Genomic DNA, 16987 nt, shown 5'->3' with positions numbered 1-16987 from the left:
CGGTCCGGCCCCCCTATCAGGCAATCCTATGATGGCAACAGGCACTCATGAGACAGCAGCGGAAGCAGGCGCACGCGGACCGCGGATCATGTTCTACAGCCACGACACCTTCGGACTGGGACATCTGCGCCGCTCGCGGGCGCTTGCTGGGGCGATCACCGCGGCGAACCCGGACGCCTCGGCGCTGATCCTCACTGGCTCGCCAGTGGCGGGGCGGTTTTCCTTCCCGACCCGGGTCGACCATGTGCGCCTGCCCGGTGTGATCAAACGCGCCGATGGCTCCTATGCCTCGCGCACCATGGGCATGAGCATCGAGGAAACGGCTGATCTGCGCGCCGCCCTGATCCGCTCCACTGTGGAACAGTACGAACCGGATGTGCTGGTGGCTGACAAGGAGCCGACCGGGTTCCGCGGCGAGCTGATGCCGGCGCTGGAGCTGCTGAAGTCCAAGGGCCGCTGCAAAATGGTGCTGGGCCTGCGCGACGTTCTGGACGAGCCGGAGGTGCTGGCCGCCGAATGGGAGCGCAAGCACGCCGTCGAGGCCACGCGCGACTTCTATGACGAGATCTGGGTCTACGGACCGCGGTCTGTCTATGACCCGACCGCCGGGCTGCCCTTCACGCCGGAGATGCAGGGGCGGATGCATTGGACCGGATACTTGCGCCGCGACCTTGGCCAGGTGGGTGAGCCGCCGGAGCAGCCCTATCTTCTGGTCACTCCTGGCGGCGGCGGTGATGGCGAAATGATGGTGGACCTTGTGCTGTCGGCCTATGAAGCGGACCCGGAATTGTCCCCCCGCGCAGTGCTGGTCTACGGCCCCTTCCTATCCGGTGAAACCCGCGAGGATTTCGAGGAGCGCGTTGCCCGGCTGGATGGCCGCGTCACCGCTGTCGGCTTTGAATCTCAGATCGAAACGCTGTTTGCCGGCGCCCAGGGTGTGGTTTGCATGGGCGGTTACAACACCTTCTGCGAGGTGCTGTCCTTTGACAAACCTGCGGTGATCGTACCCCGAACCACCCCGCGTCTCGAGCAATGGATCCGCGCCAGCCGCGCAGAAGAAATCGGTCTCACCACAATGCTGGACGAGACACGCGACGGGTGGACGGCCCCGGCGCTGGCGAAGGCGATTCGCGCGCTGGCGACCCAGCCGCCGCCCTCTGCCGCGGGGTCCGACGGCCTGCTGGACGGGCTGGACTACGTGACACGCCGCGTCTCTGCCCTGCTGCAGGCCACGCGCCGGGAGGCTGCCGAATGAGCACGTCCCGCCCGCCCCTCGCAGTGGTGGTCAAAGGCTGGCCGCGGCTGTCCGAGACCTTCATCGCGCAGGAACTCGTCGCCCTGGAAGCGGCCGGCCACACGTTCGAGATCTGGTCCCTGCGTCACCCGACCGACATCAAGCGCCACCCGCTGCACGCGCGGCTGCAGGCCCGCGTGAACTACCTACCCGAATACCTGTACCAGGAGCCGGAACGTGTCTGGCGCGCCCGTGCCGCTGCGCAGGCCCTGCCCGGCTACGGTGAGGCCTACCGCATCTGGCGCGCCGATCTGCGCCGCGACCTGACCCCCAACCGCATCCGCCGCTTTGGCCAGGCCTGCGTGCTGGCCGCCGAAATGCCGGACGAGGTACTTGGCCTCTACGCGCATTTCCTGCACACGCCCTCCTCCGTCGCGCGCTATGCCGCGATAATGCGCGGGCTGCCGTGGAGCTTTTCGGCGCACGCAAAGGACATCTGGACCTCGCCCGACTGGGAACTTCAGGAAAAACTCTCCGCCGCCCATCACGGCGCGGCCTTTGGCGCCACCTGCACCGGCTTTGGCGCCAAGCATCTTCAAGAGCTGGCCGATACGCCGGACCGGGTCGACCTGGTCTATCACGGGCTCGACCTGTCCCGCTTCCCCGCCCCGCCGGAGCGCAAAACCCGGCAGCCGCAGGATCCGATCCGCTTCATGTCGGTTGGCCGCCTCGTAGAAAAGAAGGGTTTCGACCGCCTGATCGCCGCGCTGGCGCTGCTGCCTGCAGGCCTTGACTGGCACTGGACCCACATCGGCGGCGGCGGCTTGGGCGACCTTCTGCAAGGGATGGCGGAGGATGCAGGCATCGCGGACCGCATCACCTGGCGCGGGGCCTGCGACCAGCCTGAGGTGATCGAGGCGATGCGCAGCTCCGACCTGTTTGTGCTGCCCAGCCGGGTTGCAGCGGACGGCGACCGCGACGGGCTGCCAAACGTGCTGATGGAAGCTGCCTCGCAAACCCTGCCGATCCTGTCGACCCCGGTCTCCGCTATTCCGGAATTCATCACGCAGGGCACGCACGGTCTGCTGAGCGAAGACAGCCCCGAGGCGCTGGCCGAAACGCTGCTCTACGCAGCCCGCCATCCGCAAAAGCTGGCAGAGATGGCCGGGGCAGCGCTGGAGAGGCTGCGCTCCGACTTCGGCATGGAACCCGGTATCGCCCAGCTTTCCAAACGGCTTACGGCGATGCTGCAGGGCGGCTGACAGGTCATGCCGCCGGGAGCCGGAAAGCGGGTCGCCTTTTACGCGCCGATGAAGCCGCCGCACCACCCGGTGCCCTCCGGCGACCGCGAGATTGCCCGTAACCTGATGGGCCTGCTCGGCGCCAGCGGCGCGGACGTGCAACTGGTTTCGGAACTCAGGATCTACGACAAGCGCGGCGATGTGGCGCTGCAGGCAGATCTGCGCAAGGCGGCAAAGGCAGAGGCCGAACGGCTGATCCATGACCTGTCGGCAGCAGACCTCTGGGTCACTTACCACAACTACTACAAGGCGCCGGACCTGCTCGGCCCCGCCGTGGCCCGCGCCCGCGGAATACCCTATGTGCAGATCGAATCCACCCGCGCCAAGAAGCGCCTGACCGGGCCATGGGCGGGATTTGCCGAGGCCGCTCACTCTGCTGCCGATGCCGCTGCGGCGATCTTCTATTTCACCGCACATGACCGCTTTGCGCTGGAGCGCGACCGATGCGGCAACCAGATCATTGCTCCCCTTCCGCCTTTCCTTCCGCTTGAGGATCTGCCCGCTGCATCTTCTCTGGACGGCCCAATGCTGACCGCAGGCATGATGCGCGCGGGCGACAAGCTCGGTTCCTACCGCATCATTGCGGAGGCACTAGGGCATTTGCCTGGCAATTGGCAGCTGGACATTGCTGGCGACGGCCCGGCCCGTTCCGAAGTTGAGGCGCTGATGGGTGCCTTTGGCGGAAAAGTCCGCTTCCTCGGCCAGCTCACCCGCGAGGAATTGTCAGCAGCCTACGCCCACGCCTCCCTGTTCCTGTGGCCGGGTGTGAACGAAGCCTTCGGCATGGTCTATCTGGAGGCTCAGGCCCATGGGCTGCCGGTTGCCGCTCAGAACCGCCCCGGCGTGCGTGATATACTGCTTCCCCGACCCTACCCGGAGCCCGAAGACGGCCCGGAAGCTTTGGCCGCTTTCACGGCCAGCCTTCTGGCAGACCCCGCACTGCGCTCTCGCATTGGCCGGGAAGGACGTGACCACATCGCCCGAAACCACCTCGCCCCCGCCGCGGCCCGCCAGTTTTGGGACATTGCCGCCCCGCTGATGGAGACACCCGCATGATCCGCCTCGCCCTTCTGCGCCACGGCCATACCGCCTGGAACCGCGCCGGGCGCATCCAGGGGCGCAGTGACATCCCGCTCGACGATCAGGCCCGCGAGGAACTGCGCGGTTACACCCTGCCTGCGCCGTGGGACCAGGCGGAACTCTGGTCCAGCCCGCTGATGCGCGCAGCCGAAACCGCTGAACTGGCTGCAGGCCGCCCGCCCCGCACCGCGCAAGAGCTGATCGAGATGAACTGGGGTGACTGGGAAGGCCTGCACGGGCTGGACCTGAAGGCGGATCCAAATAGCGGATTTCGCGATATCGAGGACTGGGGCTGGCACTACCGCCCGCCCGGCGGCGAGAGCCCAGCAGAGGTCTGGACCCGCATTACCCCTTGGCTGCACTGCCTGACACGTGACGCGGTCGCGGTTTGCCACATCGGCATCATGCGGATGGTCCTGGCCCGCGCATACGGTTGGGATTTCGACGGCCCCGCCCCGTTCCGAATCAAACGCAACCGGCTGTTTGTGGTGGAAATGGAGGGAGCCTCTCTCACCCCTTGGGCCGAACCTGTCCGGCTGATCCAAGAGGGGACCTCATGAAAGTCCTGATTGCCGTCACCCACCTCCTCGGCACCGGCCACCTTTCGCGGGCACTGACGCTGGCGCGTGCCTTCACCGCGGCCGGGCACCAGGTTCAAGTGGCCTCCGGCGGTTTCCCCGCCCCGCAGCTTAACGCCGAAGGGATCGAGGTGATCCAGCTGTCGCCGCTACGCTCGGACGGAGTGGATTTCACCCGGCTGCTGGCCGCGGATGGGTCATTGGCAGAGGAAACTTATCTGGCCCGCCGCCAAGACGCCCTTTGCGCAGCCCTGCACGAGCTGCAGCCCGACGTGCTGATTACCGAGCTTTACCCGTTTGGCCGCCGCTCCTTGCGCCGGGAATTCCTGGCCCTGCTGGAAGCTGCTCTTGCGCTGCCACGGCCGCCGGTGATCTTGTCCTCCATCCGCGACATCCTCGCCCCGCCCTCTAAACCGGAGAAAGCGGAAAAGGCCGATCAGCTCATCGCCCGGTTTTACGATGCGGTGCTGGTCCACTCCGACCCCGCGGCTACCAGGCTGGAGGCCAGCTGGCCGGTCTCACAGATGCTTGCGGCCAAGCTGCGTTACACTGGTTATGTCGCGCCGCCAGCGGCTGGCCCCCACCCTCAGCAAGCAGGCAGCGGCGAAGTGCTGGTCAGCGCCGGCGGCGGCAGCGTCGGCACGCCTCTTTACCGGGCAGCCCTGGAAGCCGCCAAGCGGATGCCGGACACCCCTTGGCGCCTGCTGGTCGGCGGCGCGGACGCCGATGCGCGGATCGCGGAGTTTGCCAAGGCAGGCTCCCCTGCCCTGCTGGAACCTGCGCGCCAGGACTTCCGCCGGATGCTCTCTCACGCTGCCGCCTCTGTCAGCATGTGCGGCTACAACACCGCGCTCGACCTGTTGCAGGCCGGGACGCCCGCGGTCCTGATCCCCTTTGATGCGGGTAACGAGACCGAACAGGGCCTGCGTTCCGCCAGCCTTGCACCCCTGAACGGCATTAAGGTGGTCAAAACAGCGGACCTCACTCCTGAAACGCTATGCGCTGCGGTCAAGGCGGCAATGCAGGCGCCGCCGCGGCTTGCAGGCGGTTTCAGGTTTGACGGAGCCGCCCGGAGTGTGGAGATTGCCGCAGAACTTGCGGGAGGGCGCGGATGACACCGGATTGGAGCGGTCTGGACCGGGAACTGGAACACTGGCAGGAGGCGGGCCTGACGCTGCCCTTGTGGTGGCGGGACGATGACGCGATGTCCCAGTCGGCGGAACTGGACCGGTTGGCGGACCTCTCCGCGGAGCTTGATCTGCCGGTGCACCTGGCCGTGATCCCGCAGGGCACCACGGCAGACCTCGCCCGCTTTGCTGCAGACCATCCGCAGCTGATCCCGGTGGTGCACGGCTGGGCGCACCAGAACAACGCCCCTGCAGGCGAGAAGAAGGCGGAGTTCGGGGCTCACCGGCCTCTGGACGAACTGCTGGACGACGCCGAGCGCGGCCTGACCCGCCTGCGGGAGCTGTTTGGCGCCAGCCTGCGCCCGATGTTCGTGCCGCCGTGGAACAGGGTCTCGCCGGAGATGCTGACCTGGCTGGCCGGCGCCGGATTCACAGCCGTCTCCACCTTCGGTCCGCGCAGCAGCGCCAAACCCGCCTCCGGCCTGTTGCGGGTTAACACACACCTGGATCCGATCGACTGGAAGGGCTCCCGCAGCCTGCTGCCGCCGCAGCAGCTGATTTCGCAAGTCACGCGTCAGCTGCGCGACCGCCGCCAGGGTGATGCGGACAATACAGAACCCTACGGCCTTCTCACTCACCACCTGGTGCATGACGAAGCGGTCTGGGAGTTCACTGCCGCGCTTGCAAAGCGATTGCTGGCAGGGCCGGCCGAGGCCTGGATCTATGATGAAAGGATGTCCTGAATGAGCCGTCTCGACTCCATGCTGCGCCGCCTCACCGCCCAGCGCGACGGTCTGAACTGGGCCGCAGACCAGATAGGCGCGATGGAGGGCGATGTGCTCGACATGGGGCTCGGCAACGGGCGCACTTACGACCATCTGCGCGAAATCCTCTCCGGCCGCCGCATCTGGGTGATCGACCGGGTGCTGCAATGCCACCCTTCCTGCATCCCGCCGGAACAAGACTTTTTGCAAGGCGAAGCAAGGCCGATGCTGGAGCGGCTTGCCGCCGAAGACCGCCGGATTGCCTTGGCGCACTATGACTTCGGCTTCGGGGTCAAGGAAAAGGACGTGGCCGAAGCGGCTGCCCTTTCCCCTGTGATTGCGGAGGTGATGGCGCCGGGCGGCATCATCGTCTCCGGCCAGCCGCTGGCCGGTTTCGAGGAGCTTGACGGTCCCGAAGGCATCCCGGCGGGCCGCTACATGTTCTACAGGGCCGGCTGATACAGGTCCCGTCCGGCCCCGGGCCGGGCAGCGCACGCCCCCGCCCCAAAAGGGCGGGCGCTTCTCCGCATCCGCGGCTGGGCGCTCAGGCCACCCGAAGTCCGCGCGACCAGACCCCGCGAACTGCAGGCGCACCTGCTGTCACACGGAAACGGATCAGATCGGCACGCTTTCCGGTCTGCAGCCGCCCGCGGTCGTGCAGCCCCACCGCATCGGCCGGCGCATGTGTGACCGTGCCCAGGCCGCGCGCCGTGTCGCCCCACAGCTCGCCCAGCCGCACAGCCGCCATTAACAGAGCGGCCGGCACATAGTCCGACGACAGTATGTCCAAAAGTTCCAGCTCCGCCAGCTCATGCGCTGCAACATTGCCGGAGTGCGAGCCGCCGCGGATCAGGTTCGGCGCGCCCATCATCACCTTGATGCCATGAGCGTGGCAGGCCTGCGCGGCCTCCACTGTGGTCGGAAACTCCGCCAGCTGAATGCCATGGCCCGCCGAAACGGCCACCTGCCCTGCCGTTGTATCGTCATGGCTTGCCAGCACCGCGCCGAACCGCTTGGCCGCCTTCACCGCCTCCGCCTCGTGCAGATCGCCGTAGGTCTCGCGCAGCTCCCTCAGATGGGCGACATGCGCTTGGAAGCCCGCATCGTCGAACCCGTGCTTGCCCTTCACATACTGCTCCAGCTTGGAGAGGTCGCGGAACTGCCGCTGGCCCGGGGTGTGGTCCATCAGCGAGACCAGCCCGACCCTGTCCGCCGCGCCAAAAGCCTCCAGCTCCGCAACCAGCGAATCCGAGCAAACCTCTGCCCGCAGATGCAGGAAATGGGAGATCTTCAGCGCGTCCGCCGCCCGAAGCTCCAGCAGCTCGCTGGCCAGCCCGCGGGCATAGGCGCCATAGCGGCTTTCCTTGCGGGTGATCGAGCCAACGCGCATTGCATCAAACACCGTGGTGATGCCAGTGCCCGCCAATTCCGCATCATGGGCAATGATCGCGCTGGCGTGCGGCCAGTCCACTTTAGGACGCGGCTGGATATGACGCTCCAGATTGTCGGTGTGCAGCTCCACCAGCCCCGGGCAGACGAAATCGCCTGCGCAGTCGATGGCGCCTTCCGGAACCGCGGTGCCTTCTGCGATATCCGCTATCTCGCCGCCGGCAATCTTCACGCTGCCGGTTCGTGTTTCCCCCGGGAGGACCAGCGTGGCATTGGCAAGGATCAACTCTTCTGTCATCTGAACTTCACATCTTTCGAGCTATGGAAGGCCACGTTTAGGAGGCCAATGTGACATTCACGCGATACGCGATCTATTACGCCCCGCCCGCCGAAGCGGAATGGAGCCGGTTTGGCGCCAGCTGGCTGGGCTGGGACATGGCGGCGGGCCGCAGCCTGCCCCAACCGGAGGGAACCGGGCTGGAGCTGTCCGCGATCACGGAGGTTCCGCGCAAATACGGGCTGCACGCCACCCTGAAGCCGCCAATGCGCCTTGCCGAAGGACAAACCCAGTCCGGTCTTGAGGCTGCCTGCGCAGAACTGGCCGCGACGCAAACACCGGTCTCGCTGGACGGACTGCATCTTGCCCGGCTTGGCCGCTTCCTGGCGCTGCGCCCCACAGGCGATGAGGCGGCGCTGAACTCCCTGGCCGCCGCTTGCGTGACGGAGCTGGACCGTTTCCGTGCGCCGCCGGCCCAAGCCGAACTGGACCGCCGCCGAGGAGCAGGCCTGAGCCCGGAACAGGACGAAAACCTGACCCTCTGGGGCTACCCCTTTGTTCTGGAGCAGTTCCGGTTTCACATCACGCTCACAGGCAAGCTGCCCAAACCGGATCTGCCGGCGGTCGAGGCGGCTCTTGAAGAGCGTCTGATCCCGCTGCTGCCGGCACCGCTGATAATCCGCGACATCGTACTGGCGGGCGAAGGACCTGACGGAAGGTTTCACCTGATCCACCGCTACGCCCTTTCCGGCTGAAGGACTGCCAGCGCGGCCGTGACGGCCGCGCTGAGCGCGCCGCTGTTGTCGATCTCATGCACCCTGCTCAGCCCGTCGGGCAAGGGCTTGACGGCCCGGGCCAGACGGCGCTGAACCTCTTCGGCACCTTCCCGCCCGCGGGCAGACAGCCTCTCGGCCAGCACCTCTGGCCGCGCTGTCACCGACAGCACGATGAAATTGCCGAACACCTCCTGCGCCTCCAGCAGCACAGCGCGGGAGAGGTTCACCAGCACACCGCCCGCACCTTCCCGCACCGTTTCGATGTCACGCGGGATGCCGTAGTGCAGGCCATGCGCCTGCCAGTGCAATGCAAAGACATCATTCTCCGCGAGGGCGGAAAACTCGGCCTCCGTGACCGCGTGGTAGTCCTCCCCGCCGGCCTCCGGCGCGCGGGTGATCACCCGCCGCATCAGCCGCAACTGAGGGCCGGAGACCGCCAGGGCAGACATCAAACTGTCCTTGCCCACCCCCGATGGCCCGACCAACGCGATGACGGGCCCCTTTTCAGCGGGCCCACTCATGCCGCGGCCTGGGGCGCATAGCCCGACACATCCACGAACCGGTCGCAAACCTGCTGGCGCGCCGCCTCGTCGTGGAAGATACCGATGATCGCCGCCCCGCGCGCCTTGGCGCCTTCGATCAAGCCCAGAACGGTAGCGCGGTTCTGCGCATCCAGGCTGGCCGTGGGTTCGTCCAGCAGCAGCGCCGGGTAGCCATAGGCAAAACCGCGGGCAATGTTTACCCGCTGCTGCTCACCCCCGGAGAAGGTCGTGGGGCTGAGGCTCCATAGGCGTTCGGGGATGTTGAGCTGCGCGAGCAGCGAAGCCGCCTTGTCGCGCGCCTGCTCCAGCGGCGTACCGACGGCCAGCAGCGGCTCGGCCACCACATCCAGTGCCGGCACCCGCGGCACCACCCGCAGAAACTGGCTGACATAGCCCAAAGTCTCGCGGCGCAGTTTCAGGATTTCACGCGGCTCGGCCTTGGCAACATCGACGCCGCCAACCATGACACTGCCGGAAGCCGCCAGATAGTTGCCGTAGATCACCCGCATCAAGGTGGACTTGCCCGCCCCAGAGGCACCGGTCAGCCCCACGCATTCGCCCGGTTTCACGGTCAGGCTGGCGCTTTCCATCACCGGGATCACCGCGCTGCCCTGATTGTGCAGGGTGAAGCTCTTGCTCACGTTATTCAGTTCAATCATCGCCCCGTCCTCAGACTTGCAGCACACTGGAGACCAGCAGTTGGGTATAGGCGTGCTGGGGATCGTCCAGCACCTGATCGGTCAGCCCGGTTTCAACCACCTGGCCGTCCTTCATCACTATCAGCCGGTCCGCCAGCAGGCGCACAACGGCCAGATCATGGGTCACGATAATCGCGCTCAGCCCCATCTCGCGTACCAGCCCGCGCAACAGGTCCAGAAGCCGCGCCTGCACGGACACATCCAGGCCGCCGGTCGGTTCGTCCATAAACACCAGCCGCGGGCCGGTCACCAGGTTGCGGGCAATCTGCAACCGCTGCTGCATGCCCCCGGAAAAGGCCGAAGGCCGGTCATCAATACGGCTTTCGGAGATCTCGACCCGGCCCAGCCAGTCGGCTGCCCGCTCACGGATCGAGCCATAGTGCCGGTCGCCCACGGCCATCAGCCGCTCACCGATATTGCCGCCGGCCGAGACAGACATTCGCAGCCCGTCGCGGGCGTGCTGATGCACAAAGGCCCAGTCGGTCCGGCCCAGCATCCGCCGTTCCGGCTCAGACATGGTGACTGTGTCCACAGGTCCGTCCGCACGGGTGTCAAAGATGACCTCCCCCCGGTCCGGCGTCAGATGGCCTGCCAGGCTGTTCAGCAGGGTCGATTTGCCCGAACCGCTTTCACCCACAATCCCCATCACCTCGCCTGGGTAGAGATCGAAGCTCACACCAGTGCAGCCGATCCGTGCGCCATAAAGCTTGGCAACGTTTTTCACTTGCAGCAAAGGCGTCATCACGCGGCCTCCTTACCCAAACGGCCGCTGTGGCCTGCGTCGCGCCGGGAACGGCAGTAATCGGTATCTGAGCAGACGAACATCCGGTTGCCCGCGTCGTCCAGGATCACTTCATCCAGATAGCTGTCCTGCGCCCCGCACAGGTCGCAGGCATGATCCGCCTTGCTGGCCTCGAACGGGTAATCCTCGAAATCCAGCGACACGACCTTGGTGTAGGGCGGCACTGCATAGATACGCTGCTCCCGGCCCGCGCCGAACAGCTGGATCGCTGCCATCTCCATCTTAGGGTTGTCGAACTTCGGGATCGGCGACGGGTCCATCACATAGCGCCCCTCCACCTTCACCGGATAGGCATAGGCGGTGGCAATCGCGCCATGCTGCGAGATGTCTTCATAGAGTTTCACGTGCATCAGCCCGTATTCCTGCAAAGCATGCATCTTGCGGGTTTCGGTCTCCCGCGGCTCCAGAAAGCGCAGCGGCTCCGGGATCGGCACTTGGTAGACCAGGATCTGATCTTCGGTCAGCTCCGCCTCGGGAATCCGGTGGCGGGTCTGGATGACGCTGGCCTTTTCGGTTTCCTCAGTGGTCGCAACCCCCGCTGTTTTTTCAAAGAACTTGCGGATCGAGACCGCGTTGGTGGTGTCATCGGCGCCTTGGTCGATCACTTTCAGCGTGTCGTCCGGTGTCAGCGTGGCAGCCGAGACCTGCACCCCGCCGGTGCCCCAGCCATAGGGCATCGGCATCTCCCGGCTGGCAAAGGGCACCTGATAGCCTGGCACCGCCAGCCCCTTGAGGATCGCCCGGCGGATCATCCGCTTGGTCTGTTCGTCAAGGTATGCAAAGTTGTAGTCGGTCATTCCGCAGCCTCCCGTGCCGCCAGCGTCTCTGCCAATTCCGCCGCTTCCCGGCGCAGTTTGCGGACCAATTCCAGCTCGGACTGGAAATCCACGTAATGCGGCAACTTGATGTGCTCCAGAAAGCCGGTGGCCTGAATGTTGTCAGCGTGGCTCAGGACAAATTCCTCATCCTGCGCGGCGGCACCGACATTGTCCTCGCCCAGCTCCTCCCAGCGCAGCGCGCGGTCGACCAGCGCCATGGCGATGGACTTGCGCTCTGACTGGCCGAAAACCAGCCCGTAGCCGCGGGTGAACTGCGGCGGCACTGTCTTGGAACCCTTGAACTGGTTCACCGTCTCGCATTCGGTCAGTTCCACCTCGCCGATTTCGATCGCAAAGCCCAGCTCCGGGATTTCCATTTCCACCGGCACCTTTCCGATCCGCAGTTCACCGACAAAGGCATGGTTGCGCGCATAGCCGCGCTGGGTGGAATAAGCCATGCCCAGGATGAACCCCTCGTCGCCGCGGGTCAGCGATTGCAGCCGCACCGCGCGGCCCGCCGGGAAGGACATCGGCTCACGGGTCAGATCGCCCGGAACCGCGTCCGAGGCCGGCTCCCGCTCGATGATGTCCTCTCCTTGCAAAAACTCAGCAATATGCGGCGTGGCCGCCTTTCGCGGCTCCGCGGCCGGTGCCTCGGGCACCTCACCTTCGGCGGCCAGTTTGAAGTCCAGAAGGCGGTGGGTGTAGTCAAACGTCGGTCCCAGCACCTGCCCTCCCGGCGCGTCCTTGAAGGTTGCCGAGATCCTGCGGTCGCATGCCATCTCCCCGGTCTCCACTGGCTGCGAATAGCCAAACCGCGGCAGGGTCGTGCGGTAGGCCCGGATCAGAAAGACCGCCTCGATCAGATCCCCGCGGGCCTGCTTGATCGCCAGCGCCGCAAGGTCCGGATCATAGAGCGAGCCTTCCGCCATCACCCGGTTCACCGCCAGGCTGAGCTGCTCGCGGATCTGAGCGAGGGAGAGTTCCCCCACATCCTTGTCGCCGCGGCGCTCCTCAGCCAGCCAGGCATGAGCGTTTTCAATGGCGCGCTCGCCGCCCTTGACTGCAACATACATAAGCTCAGCCCTCCGCGGTTACTTGCGTTGAACGCGGCAGCGCAGCCACCTGCGATCCCGCTGTGAAGAAGACGTCCACGCCCAGCGGGTAGAGAGCCGCGTTGTTCTGAAACGCAGCCAGCTCCGGCAGTTGCATCCGGGCGGTGTCCTTGATGCCGGGGCCGCGCAGCACCGCGTTGGGTGAAGCAAAGCCGGGTGTTTCGACAATCAGGGTGGCCGAGCGGTCGGGGTATTCCGGGCTGCCGATGCGGAAGCGGTCGAGCGGCGCCAGCGCTGCCCAGCCGCCGAGCGCGAAATCCGCTTGCTCCGCCGGCACAACCGGCGCGCCGGTGTGGAATGCCAGCCAGCCTTGCAAGGCCTCGCTGTCCACATCCGGCGCCAGGTAGACACCGGTTTCCGGGTCACACAAGGCCAGCAGCAGGCTGCCCGCCGCGATCGAGATCCCATCTGGCGGTACAGCTCCGGTGATGTCCTGGACTTGGCCGGGCCGGGCCATCGCATTCATCGCCGCACGGAAGGCATGTGCTGCAGCCACCGGGGGATTGCTGAAGCCGCCCGCATATACGGCATTCCGGGGTTGCAAGCTCATCAATCCTCTCCCCGCACCATGGTGAAAAACTCGACCTTGGTCGCTGCCGCCTTGGCTGCGCGCCCGTCGTTTTGCGCTTGCCGCGCTGCGGCCAGAGGCGCCAGCACCGCCGCGCGCAGGCCCGCCGCAGCACTGGTTTGCATCAGCGCATCGACCTTGGCGGCAATCGTTGCCTTGGCCTTGCTGCGGCCCTGCACGTAACCGTGGCCAACGGTGCCATCCTCCAGCGACAGCGCACACCGCGTTACGGTCATCTCACCGAGGTTGAAGGGTGCACCGGACCCGCCCATGCGGCCCCTCACCATGACACCGCCGGCCTCAGGCACGCGCAGCCATTCACAAGCGGGATCGGTCCCGTAGCTTTGCCACAGCTCAGCAAGCCGGGCCTCATCAGCAGTGGCCAGAAGGCTCATCCAGCCTTTGCGGTCCTCTGCGGGAAAAGTGGGTTTCATCTGTCTATGCCTCTTGGCCGGGTTGTCTATTTTTACTATACAACTAGACAAATGTTAGCCGAGTCGCCTCGGCCGGCGCAATCCCAGACTTGTGAAAGTTCCGTGACATGGCCCGCACACCCGTTTGGAAATCCATCGCCATCGCCCTGACAGACGATATTGCACAGGGCCGGTACGCGACCGGCGGCAAGCTGCCGGCAGAGGCGCAGCTGGCGGCCCGGTTCGGTGTCAACCGCCACACCGTGCGCCGCGCACTGGCGGAGATGGCAGAGCAGGGCCTGGTGCATTCCCGCCGCGGTGCAGGAGTGTTCGTCGCCGCCAGGCCAACCGACTACCCGATCGGCAAGCGGGTGCGGTTCCATCAGAACCTGACACGCGAGGGGCGGACTCCGGCCAAGAAAATGCTGATGCTGGAAACCCGCGCCGCCGGGCTGCGCGAGGCGGAAGCGCTGGGGCTAACGGCGGGAGATCCGGTGCAAGTCTATGACGGCCTCTCGCTGGCCGACGGCCAGCCCATCGCCCTGGCCCAGGCGGTGTTTCCCGCCGCGCGGCTGCCGGGGCTGCGCGACGCGCTGGAGGCGGACAGCTCGATCACCGAGGCCCTGAAGCGATGCGGGATCGAGGACTATACCCGCCTGGAAACCCGCATCGCTGCCAAGCTCGCCACCGCCACCCAGGCGCTGCATCTGCAGATCAGCGAAGGGGCCCCCATCCTGCGCACCACGTCTGTCAGCGTGGACACAGCCGGTATCCCGATCGAGTTCGGCCGCACATGGTTTGCGGGCGACCGGGTGACGCTGACGGTTGGCGGCGAAACCTGACGCGGAATGCTCCCGCCTGCTCCGGTGTAGTTGAAATTGCCCCTCACAGTTGGGCATAGCGCCGCGCTGACGCGCGGCGCGGCAGTTCTCCCGAAAGCCGAGTCAAATGCTGCACCAGCAGCCGTACACCAGGCCAGTTCACCCTTCACGCGGTGGGGGGGGGGGGCGGATCGGATTCGGCACGGCGCTTCGGGGCACACACCTCACCGAAGCACGGGACCGCACCGCGCGCAGCGCGGTGCTGCGCCCAACCATTCAGGGCATCTGTGATGTCCGGATTGGGCGGGAGTGCCTCCGCTGTGTTACTGTTCGGCGTTAAAAATAAACAGCGTCTCGCCGTTGATCCGGTAACCGTTGATCAGGTCCCTTGCCTTGTCCGAGACCAGCCAGCTTTCCAGCTGCATCGCCAGCCCGTTCTTCACGTGGCCATGCTTTTCCGGATTCACCGGGATGTAAGCGTATTGGTTAAACAGCACCGGGTCGCCTGAAAACAGCAGCGCCAGTCCGGCCTTGTTGCCAAAATTCAGCCAGCTGGCCCGGTCCGACATGATGTAGGCGTCCATGCCCGCCGCCGTGTTCAGCGCAGCCCCCATGCCCGCGCCGACGGCCCGGTACCAATCACCAAACCCCTCTGGCTCCAGCCCCGCAGCCTTCCACAGTGACAGCTCTTTCTTGTGGGTGCCGCTGTCATCGCCGCGGCTAACGAAGGAGGCTTCCGCCCCGGCAATCTGCTGCAGCGCGGCCGCCGCGTCCTCAGCCCCAGCGACCCCGGCAGTGTCGCGCTTGGGGCCGATGAAGACAAAATCATTGTACATGATCTCACGCCGGTGGGTGCCGTTGCCGCCCGCCAGAAACTTCTCCTCGGCCGTCTTGGAGTGCACCAGGATCGCGTCCACGTCGCCCGCCTCGCCAAGACGGATCGCCTGGCCGGTGCCAACCACCAGCAGCTGCACATCCAGGCCCAGATCCTTCTTGATCTCCGGCAGCAGGATCTCCGCCAGGCCGGAATTGTGGAAGGAGGTGGTCACCGCCATCTTCATCTCTTCCGCCAGCGCGGAAGAGGCAAAGGCCATGGATGCAATGGCACCAAAAATCAAACGTTTCATTCGACAATATCTCCGTTCAGAAAGGCACGCCCCTGCGGCGTTTGCGGCCCGGCAAAGAAATTCTCCGCCGGGCTGAATTCGTGGATGCGGCCGCCCAGGACAAAGATCACCTCATCCGCCAGCCGCCGCGCCTGCCCCATGTTGTGGGTGGACATAATCAGCCGCGTGCCGCTTCTGGCGGCATGGGCCAGGATCTCCTCGATCTCGCGGGTGGCGCGCCCGTCCAATGCGGCGCAGGGTTCATCCAGGAAGAGGACATCCGGCTCGCGCACCAAGGCCCGGGCCAGCGCCAGCTTCTGCCGCTCACCGCCCGACAGCATCGTGGCCTGACGCTGCAGGATCCTCCCCAGGCCCACACGGGCCGCCCAGTCCGCCGCGCGTGTGCGCGCCTCGCGGCGGCCGGTGCCCGTCAGCCGCAACGGATAGGCAATGTTATCGATCACCGTACGGCGCATCATCACCGGGGTCTGGAACACAAACGCCTGCCGCTTCTGCGCTTCTTCCAGCGGGCAGGCCCAGTCCAGGCTGCCGCCGTTCATCCGTACAATGCCATGCAGCATTTTCAGCAGCGTGGTTTTGCCCGCCCCGTTAGGGCCGATGACGATAGAGGTTCCCTGCCCGCCAAGCGTCAGATCGACCGGCCCGACCAGCACCTTGCCGCGGCGGCGCACCTGGGCGCCCTTGGCCACCAGCGGGAACATCTGCATCACCAGCGCCCCTCACTCTCGGTGCGGCCCAGCCAGTGGATCGCCAGGTTGACCGCAATCGCCAGGGCAATCAGCACAAACCCAAGCCCCAGCGCCATGGCGAACTCCCCTTTGCCGGTCTCCAGCGCAATCGCAGTGGTCAGCACCCGGGTGGCATGGTCGATGTTGCCGCCCACCACCATGATCGCGCCCACCTCGCCGATCGCGCGGCCAAAACCCGCCAGCGCGGCGGTCAGCAGTGCCCGGCGGCCATCCCATAACAGCGTCTGGATGCGCTGGAATTGGGTGGCATTCATCGAGATCAGCAGATCGTGGTAATCGCTCCACAACTCCCGCAGCGACTGATGCGCGACCGAGGCCACCAGCGGCACCACGATGATCACCTGCGCGATGATCATCGCCGTGGGTGTGAACAGCAGGCCAAAGACACCGAACGGTCCGGCCCGGGACAGGAACACGTAAACCACCAGCCCTACAACCACCGGCGGCAGCCCCATCAGCGCATTCAGCACCGCAATCGTGGCGCGGCGCAGCCGGAACCGGCGCACCGCCAGAAAGGCCGCCAGCGGCAGCGCAATGGCACAGGCGATGGCCAGAGCGGTCAGCGTCACCCGCAAGGAGCGCAGGGTGATCTCCACCAGATCCGCGTCCAGCGTCACCAGCAGCCAAAAGGCCTGGCACAGTCCTGCCCACAGATCATTCATCGCGTCCGGTCGCTCTCCCAAGGGGGTCCCAATTCAGCCCGGTTTAACATGGCTTTGCACGGCTCAAAATCACAGGACTGGACGCCGGGACAGCCAAAAACGGCACTCCGGCTGGAAATTTATGCCCTTGATCCCCATCTTTGAAA

20 protein-coding genes are annotated in these 16987 nt (G+C 65.8%); 9 read left to right on the top strand and 11 right to left on the bottom strand.

Going from position 1 to position 16987, the window contains the following annotated elements; genetic code table 11:
• Positions 1 to 31: 31 nt before the first annotated feature.
• From AC5STI_RS16945 to AC5STI_RS16915, 7 genes are read left to right on the top strand one after another with little or no spacing between them, the layout of a single operon-like run.
• Positions 32 to 1255, top strand: a complete 1224-nt coding sequence (locus AC5STI_RS16945) for a glycosyltransferase family protein (RefSeq protein WP_495447475.1) — start codon at positions 32 to 34, stop codon at positions 1253 to 1255.
• Positions 1252 to 2496, top strand: coding sequence for a glycosyltransferase family 4 protein (locus AC5STI_RS16940; protein WP_495447474.1), 1245 nt, complete (start codon positions 1252 to 1254; stop codon positions 2494 to 2496). The genes AC5STI_RS16945 and AC5STI_RS16940 overlap by 4 nt, the downstream gene beginning before the upstream one ends.
• A gap of 6 nt (positions 2497 to 2502) precedes the next feature.
• Positions 2503 to 3591, top strand: coding sequence for a glycosyltransferase family 4 protein (locus tag AC5STI_RS16935; RefSeq protein ID WP_495447473.1), 1089 nt, complete (start codon positions 2503 to 2505; stop codon positions 3589 to 3591).
• A complete protein-coding gene (locus AC5STI_RS16930; protein WP_495447472.1) occupies positions 3588 to 4175 on the top strand; it encodes a histidine phosphatase family protein in 588 nt (195 codons plus the stop codon). The genes AC5STI_RS16935 and AC5STI_RS16930 overlap by 4 nt, the downstream gene beginning before the upstream one ends.
• Positions 4172 to 5308, top strand: a complete 1137-nt coding sequence (locus tag AC5STI_RS16925; RefSeq protein WP_495447471.1) for a glycosyltransferase family protein — start codon at positions 4172 to 4174, stop codon at positions 5306 to 5308. Before AC5STI_RS16930 ends, AC5STI_RS16925 begins: the two co-directional genes overlap by 4 nt.
• Positions 5305 to 6063, top strand: coding sequence for a polysaccharide deacetylase family protein (locus AC5STI_RS16920; protein ID WP_495447470.1), 759 nt, complete (start codon positions 5305 to 5307; stop codon positions 6061 to 6063). The genes AC5STI_RS16925 and AC5STI_RS16920 overlap by 4 nt, the downstream gene beginning before the upstream one ends.
• Complete coding sequence (locus AC5STI_RS16915; protein ID WP_495447469.1) at positions 6064 to 6543, top strand: class I SAM-dependent methyltransferase; 480 nt, start codon at positions 6064 to 6066, stop codon at positions 6541 to 6543.
• Positions 6544 to 6628: 85 nt separating this feature from the next.
• Here AC5STI_RS16915 and AC5STI_RS16910 read toward each other — a convergent pair whose 3' ends face one another.
• Positions 6629 to 7771, bottom strand: a complete 1143-nt coding sequence (locus AC5STI_RS16910; protein WP_495447468.1) for an alpha-D-ribose 1-methylphosphonate 5-triphosphate diphosphatase — start codon at positions 7769 to 7771, stop codon at positions 6629 to 6631.
• Positions 7772 to 7821: 50 nt separating this feature from the next.
• Between AC5STI_RS16910 and AC5STI_RS16905 the strand changes: the two genes are divergently transcribed.
• Positions 7822 to 8505, top strand: a complete 684-nt coding sequence (locus tag AC5STI_RS16905; protein WP_495447467.1) for a DUF1045 domain-containing protein — start codon at positions 7822 to 7824, stop codon at positions 8503 to 8505.
• On the opposite strand, the gene phnN is transcribed toward AC5STI_RS16905, so the two are convergent.
• Genes phnN through phnG form a run of 7 tightly spaced genes read right to left on the bottom strand, consistent with a single transcriptional unit; the run spans position 8487 to position 13503 of the window.
• Positions 8487 to 9047, bottom strand: a complete 561-nt coding sequence (phnN, locus tag AC5STI_RS16900; protein ID WP_495447466.1) for a phosphonate metabolism protein/1,5-bisphosphokinase (PRPP-forming) PhnN — start codon at positions 9045 to 9047, stop codon at positions 8487 to 8489. The genes AC5STI_RS16905 and phnN overlap by 19 nt on opposite strands.
• Positions 9044 to 9727 (bottom strand): phosphonate C-P lyase system protein PhnL, encoded by a 684-nt coding sequence (gene phnL / locus AC5STI_RS16895; RefSeq protein WP_495447465.1) that lies wholly within the window; start codon positions 9725 to 9727, stop codon positions 9044 to 9046. Before phnL ends, phnN begins: the two co-directional genes overlap by 4 nt.
• A gap of 10 nt (positions 9728 to 9737) precedes the next feature.
• Positions 9738 to 10508 (bottom strand): phosphonate C-P lyase system protein PhnK, encoded by a 771-nt coding sequence (gene phnK / locus AC5STI_RS16890; RefSeq protein WP_495447464.1) that lies wholly within the window; start codon positions 10506 to 10508, stop codon positions 9738 to 9740.
• The gene (locus AC5STI_RS16885; protein ID WP_490398345.1) at positions 10508 to 11365 is read right to left on the bottom strand and encodes an alpha-D-ribose 1-methylphosphonate 5-phosphate C-P-lyase PhnJ; all 858 of its coding nucleotides are present in this window, start codon (positions 11363 to 11365) and stop codon (positions 10508 to 10510) included. The genes phnK and AC5STI_RS16885 overlap by 1 nt, the downstream gene beginning before the upstream one ends.
• The gene (locus AC5STI_RS16880; RefSeq protein ID WP_495447463.1) at positions 11362 to 12462 is read right to left on the bottom strand and encodes a carbon-phosphorus lyase complex subunit; all 1101 of its coding nucleotides are present in this window, start codon (positions 12460 to 12462) and stop codon (positions 11362 to 11364) included. Before AC5STI_RS16880 ends, AC5STI_RS16885 begins: the two co-directional genes overlap by 4 nt.
• 4 nt (positions 12463 to 12466) lie before the next feature.
• Positions 12467 to 13051, bottom strand: a complete 585-nt coding sequence (gene phnH / locus AC5STI_RS16875; RefSeq protein ID WP_495447462.1) for a phosphonate C-P lyase system protein PhnH — start codon at positions 13049 to 13051, stop codon at positions 12467 to 12469.
• Positions 13051 to 13503, bottom strand: a complete 453-nt coding sequence (phnG, locus tag AC5STI_RS16870) for a phosphonate C-P lyase system protein PhnG (protein ID WP_495447461.1) — start codon at positions 13501 to 13503, stop codon at positions 13051 to 13053. The genes phnH and phnG overlap by 1 nt, the downstream gene beginning before the upstream one ends.
• A 107-nt stretch (positions 13504 to 13610) precedes the next feature.
• On the opposite strand from phnG, the gene phnF reads away from it, so the two are divergent.
• Entirely contained in the window at positions 13611 to 14324 is a 714-nt protein-coding gene (phnF, locus tag AC5STI_RS16865; protein WP_495447460.1) for a phosphonate metabolism transcriptional regulator PhnF, read from the top strand.
• 302 nt (positions 14325 to 14626) lie between these two features.
• Here phnF and AC5STI_RS16860 read toward each other — a convergent pair whose 3' ends face one another.
• Genes AC5STI_RS16860 through AC5STI_RS16850 form a run of 3 tightly spaced genes read right to left on the bottom strand, consistent with a single transcriptional unit; the run spans position 14627 to position 16841 of the window.
• Positions 14627 to 15430: an ABC transporter substrate-binding protein gene (locus AC5STI_RS16860; protein ID WP_495447459.1), complete on the bottom strand. Its 804-nt coding sequence runs from the start codon at positions 15428 to 15430 to the stop codon at positions 14627 to 14629.
• Entirely contained in the window at positions 15427 to 16137 is a 711-nt protein-coding gene (locus tag AC5STI_RS16855) for an ATP-binding cassette domain-containing protein (RefSeq protein WP_495447458.1), read from the bottom strand. Before AC5STI_RS16855 ends, AC5STI_RS16860 begins: the two co-directional genes overlap by 4 nt.
• Complete coding sequence (locus AC5STI_RS16850) at positions 16137 to 16841, bottom strand: ABC transporter permease (protein WP_475049709.1); 705 nt, start codon at positions 16839 to 16841, stop codon at positions 16137 to 16139. The genes AC5STI_RS16855 and AC5STI_RS16850 overlap by 1 nt, the downstream gene beginning before the upstream one ends.
• Positions 16842 to 16987 lie beyond the last annotated feature (146 nt).

This window comes from Leisingera sp. CC-HEC096 (genome assembly GCF_059429235.1).
Note: the sequence above shows the minus strand (reverse complement) of the source record. Positions and strands in the feature narration are given on the sequence as shown.

Bases quoted from the DNA above. Each gene is read 5' to 3' on its own strand.
- AC5STI_RS16880 (WP_495447463.1), bottom strand. From the start codon at position 12,462: ATGTATGTTGCAGTCAAGGGCGGCGAGCGCGCCATTGAAAACGCTCAT.
- AC5STI_RS16860 (WP_495447459.1), bottom strand. From the start codon at position 15,430: ATGAAACGTTTGATTTTTGGTGCCATTGCATCCATGGCCTTTGCCTCT.
- AC5STI_RS16935 (WP_495447473.1), top strand. From the start codon at position 2,503: ATGCCGCCGGGAGCCGGAAAGCGGGTCGCCTTTTACGCGCCGATGAAG.
- AC5STI_RS16940 (WP_495447474.1), top strand. From the start codon at position 1,252: ATGAGCACGTCCCGCCCGCCCCTCGCAGTGGTGGTCAAAGGCTGGCCG.
- phnH (WP_495447462.1), bottom strand. From the start codon at position 13,051: ATGAGCTTGCAACCCCGGAATGCCGTATATGCGGGCGGCTTCAGCAAT.
- AC5STI_RS16915 (WP_495447469.1), top strand. From the start codon at position 6,064: ATGAGCCGTCTCGACTCCATGCTGCGCCGCCTCACCGCCCAGCGCGAC.
- phnL (WP_495447465.1), bottom strand. From the start codon at position 9,727: ATGATTGAACTGAATAACGTGAGCAAGAGCTTCACCCTGCACAATCAG.
- phnG (WP_495447461.1), bottom strand. From the start codon at position 13,503: ATGAAACCCACTTTTCCCGCAGAGGACCGCAAAGGCTGGATGAGCCTT.
- AC5STI_RS16885 (WP_490398345.1), bottom strand. From the start codon at position 11,365: ATGACCGACTACAACTTTGCATACCTTGACGAACAGACCAAGCGGATG.
- AC5STI_RS16850 (WP_475049709.1), bottom strand. From the start codon at position 16,841: ATGAATGATCTGTGGGCAGGACTGTGCCAGGCCTTTTGGCTGCTGGTG.
- AC5STI_RS16910 (WP_495447468.1), bottom strand. From the start codon at position 7,771: ATGACAGAAGAGTTGATCCTTGCCAATGCCACGCTGGTCCTCCCGGGG.
- AC5STI_RS16925 (WP_495447471.1), top strand. From the start codon at position 4,172: ATGAAAGTCCTGATTGCCGTCACCCACCTCCTCGGCACCGGCCACCTT.
- AC5STI_RS16945 (WP_495447475.1), top strand. From the start codon at position 32: ATGGCAACAGGCACTCATGAGACAGCAGCGGAAGCAGGCGCACGCGGA.
- AC5STI_RS16920 (WP_495447470.1), top strand. From the start codon at position 5,305: ATGACACCGGATTGGAGCGGTCTGGACCGGGAACTGGAACACTGGCAG.
- AC5STI_RS16930 (WP_495447472.1), top strand. From the start codon at position 3,588: ATGATCCGCCTCGCCCTTCTGCGCCACGGCCATACCGCCTGGAACCGC.
- phnK (WP_495447464.1), bottom strand. From the start codon at position 10,508: ATGACGCCTTTGCTGCAAGTGAAAAACGTTGCCAAGCTTTATGGCGCA.
- AC5STI_RS16855 (WP_495447458.1), bottom strand. From the start codon at position 16,137: ATGCAGATGTTCCCGCTGGTGGCCAAGGGCGCCCAGGTGCGCCGCCGC.
- phnN (WP_495447466.1), bottom strand. From the start codon at position 9,047: ATGAGTGGGCCCGCTGAAAAGGGGCCCGTCATCGCGTTGGTCGGGCCA.
- phnF (WP_495447460.1), top strand. From the start codon at position 13,611: ATGGCCCGCACACCCGTTTGGAAATCCATCGCCATCGCCCTGACAGAC.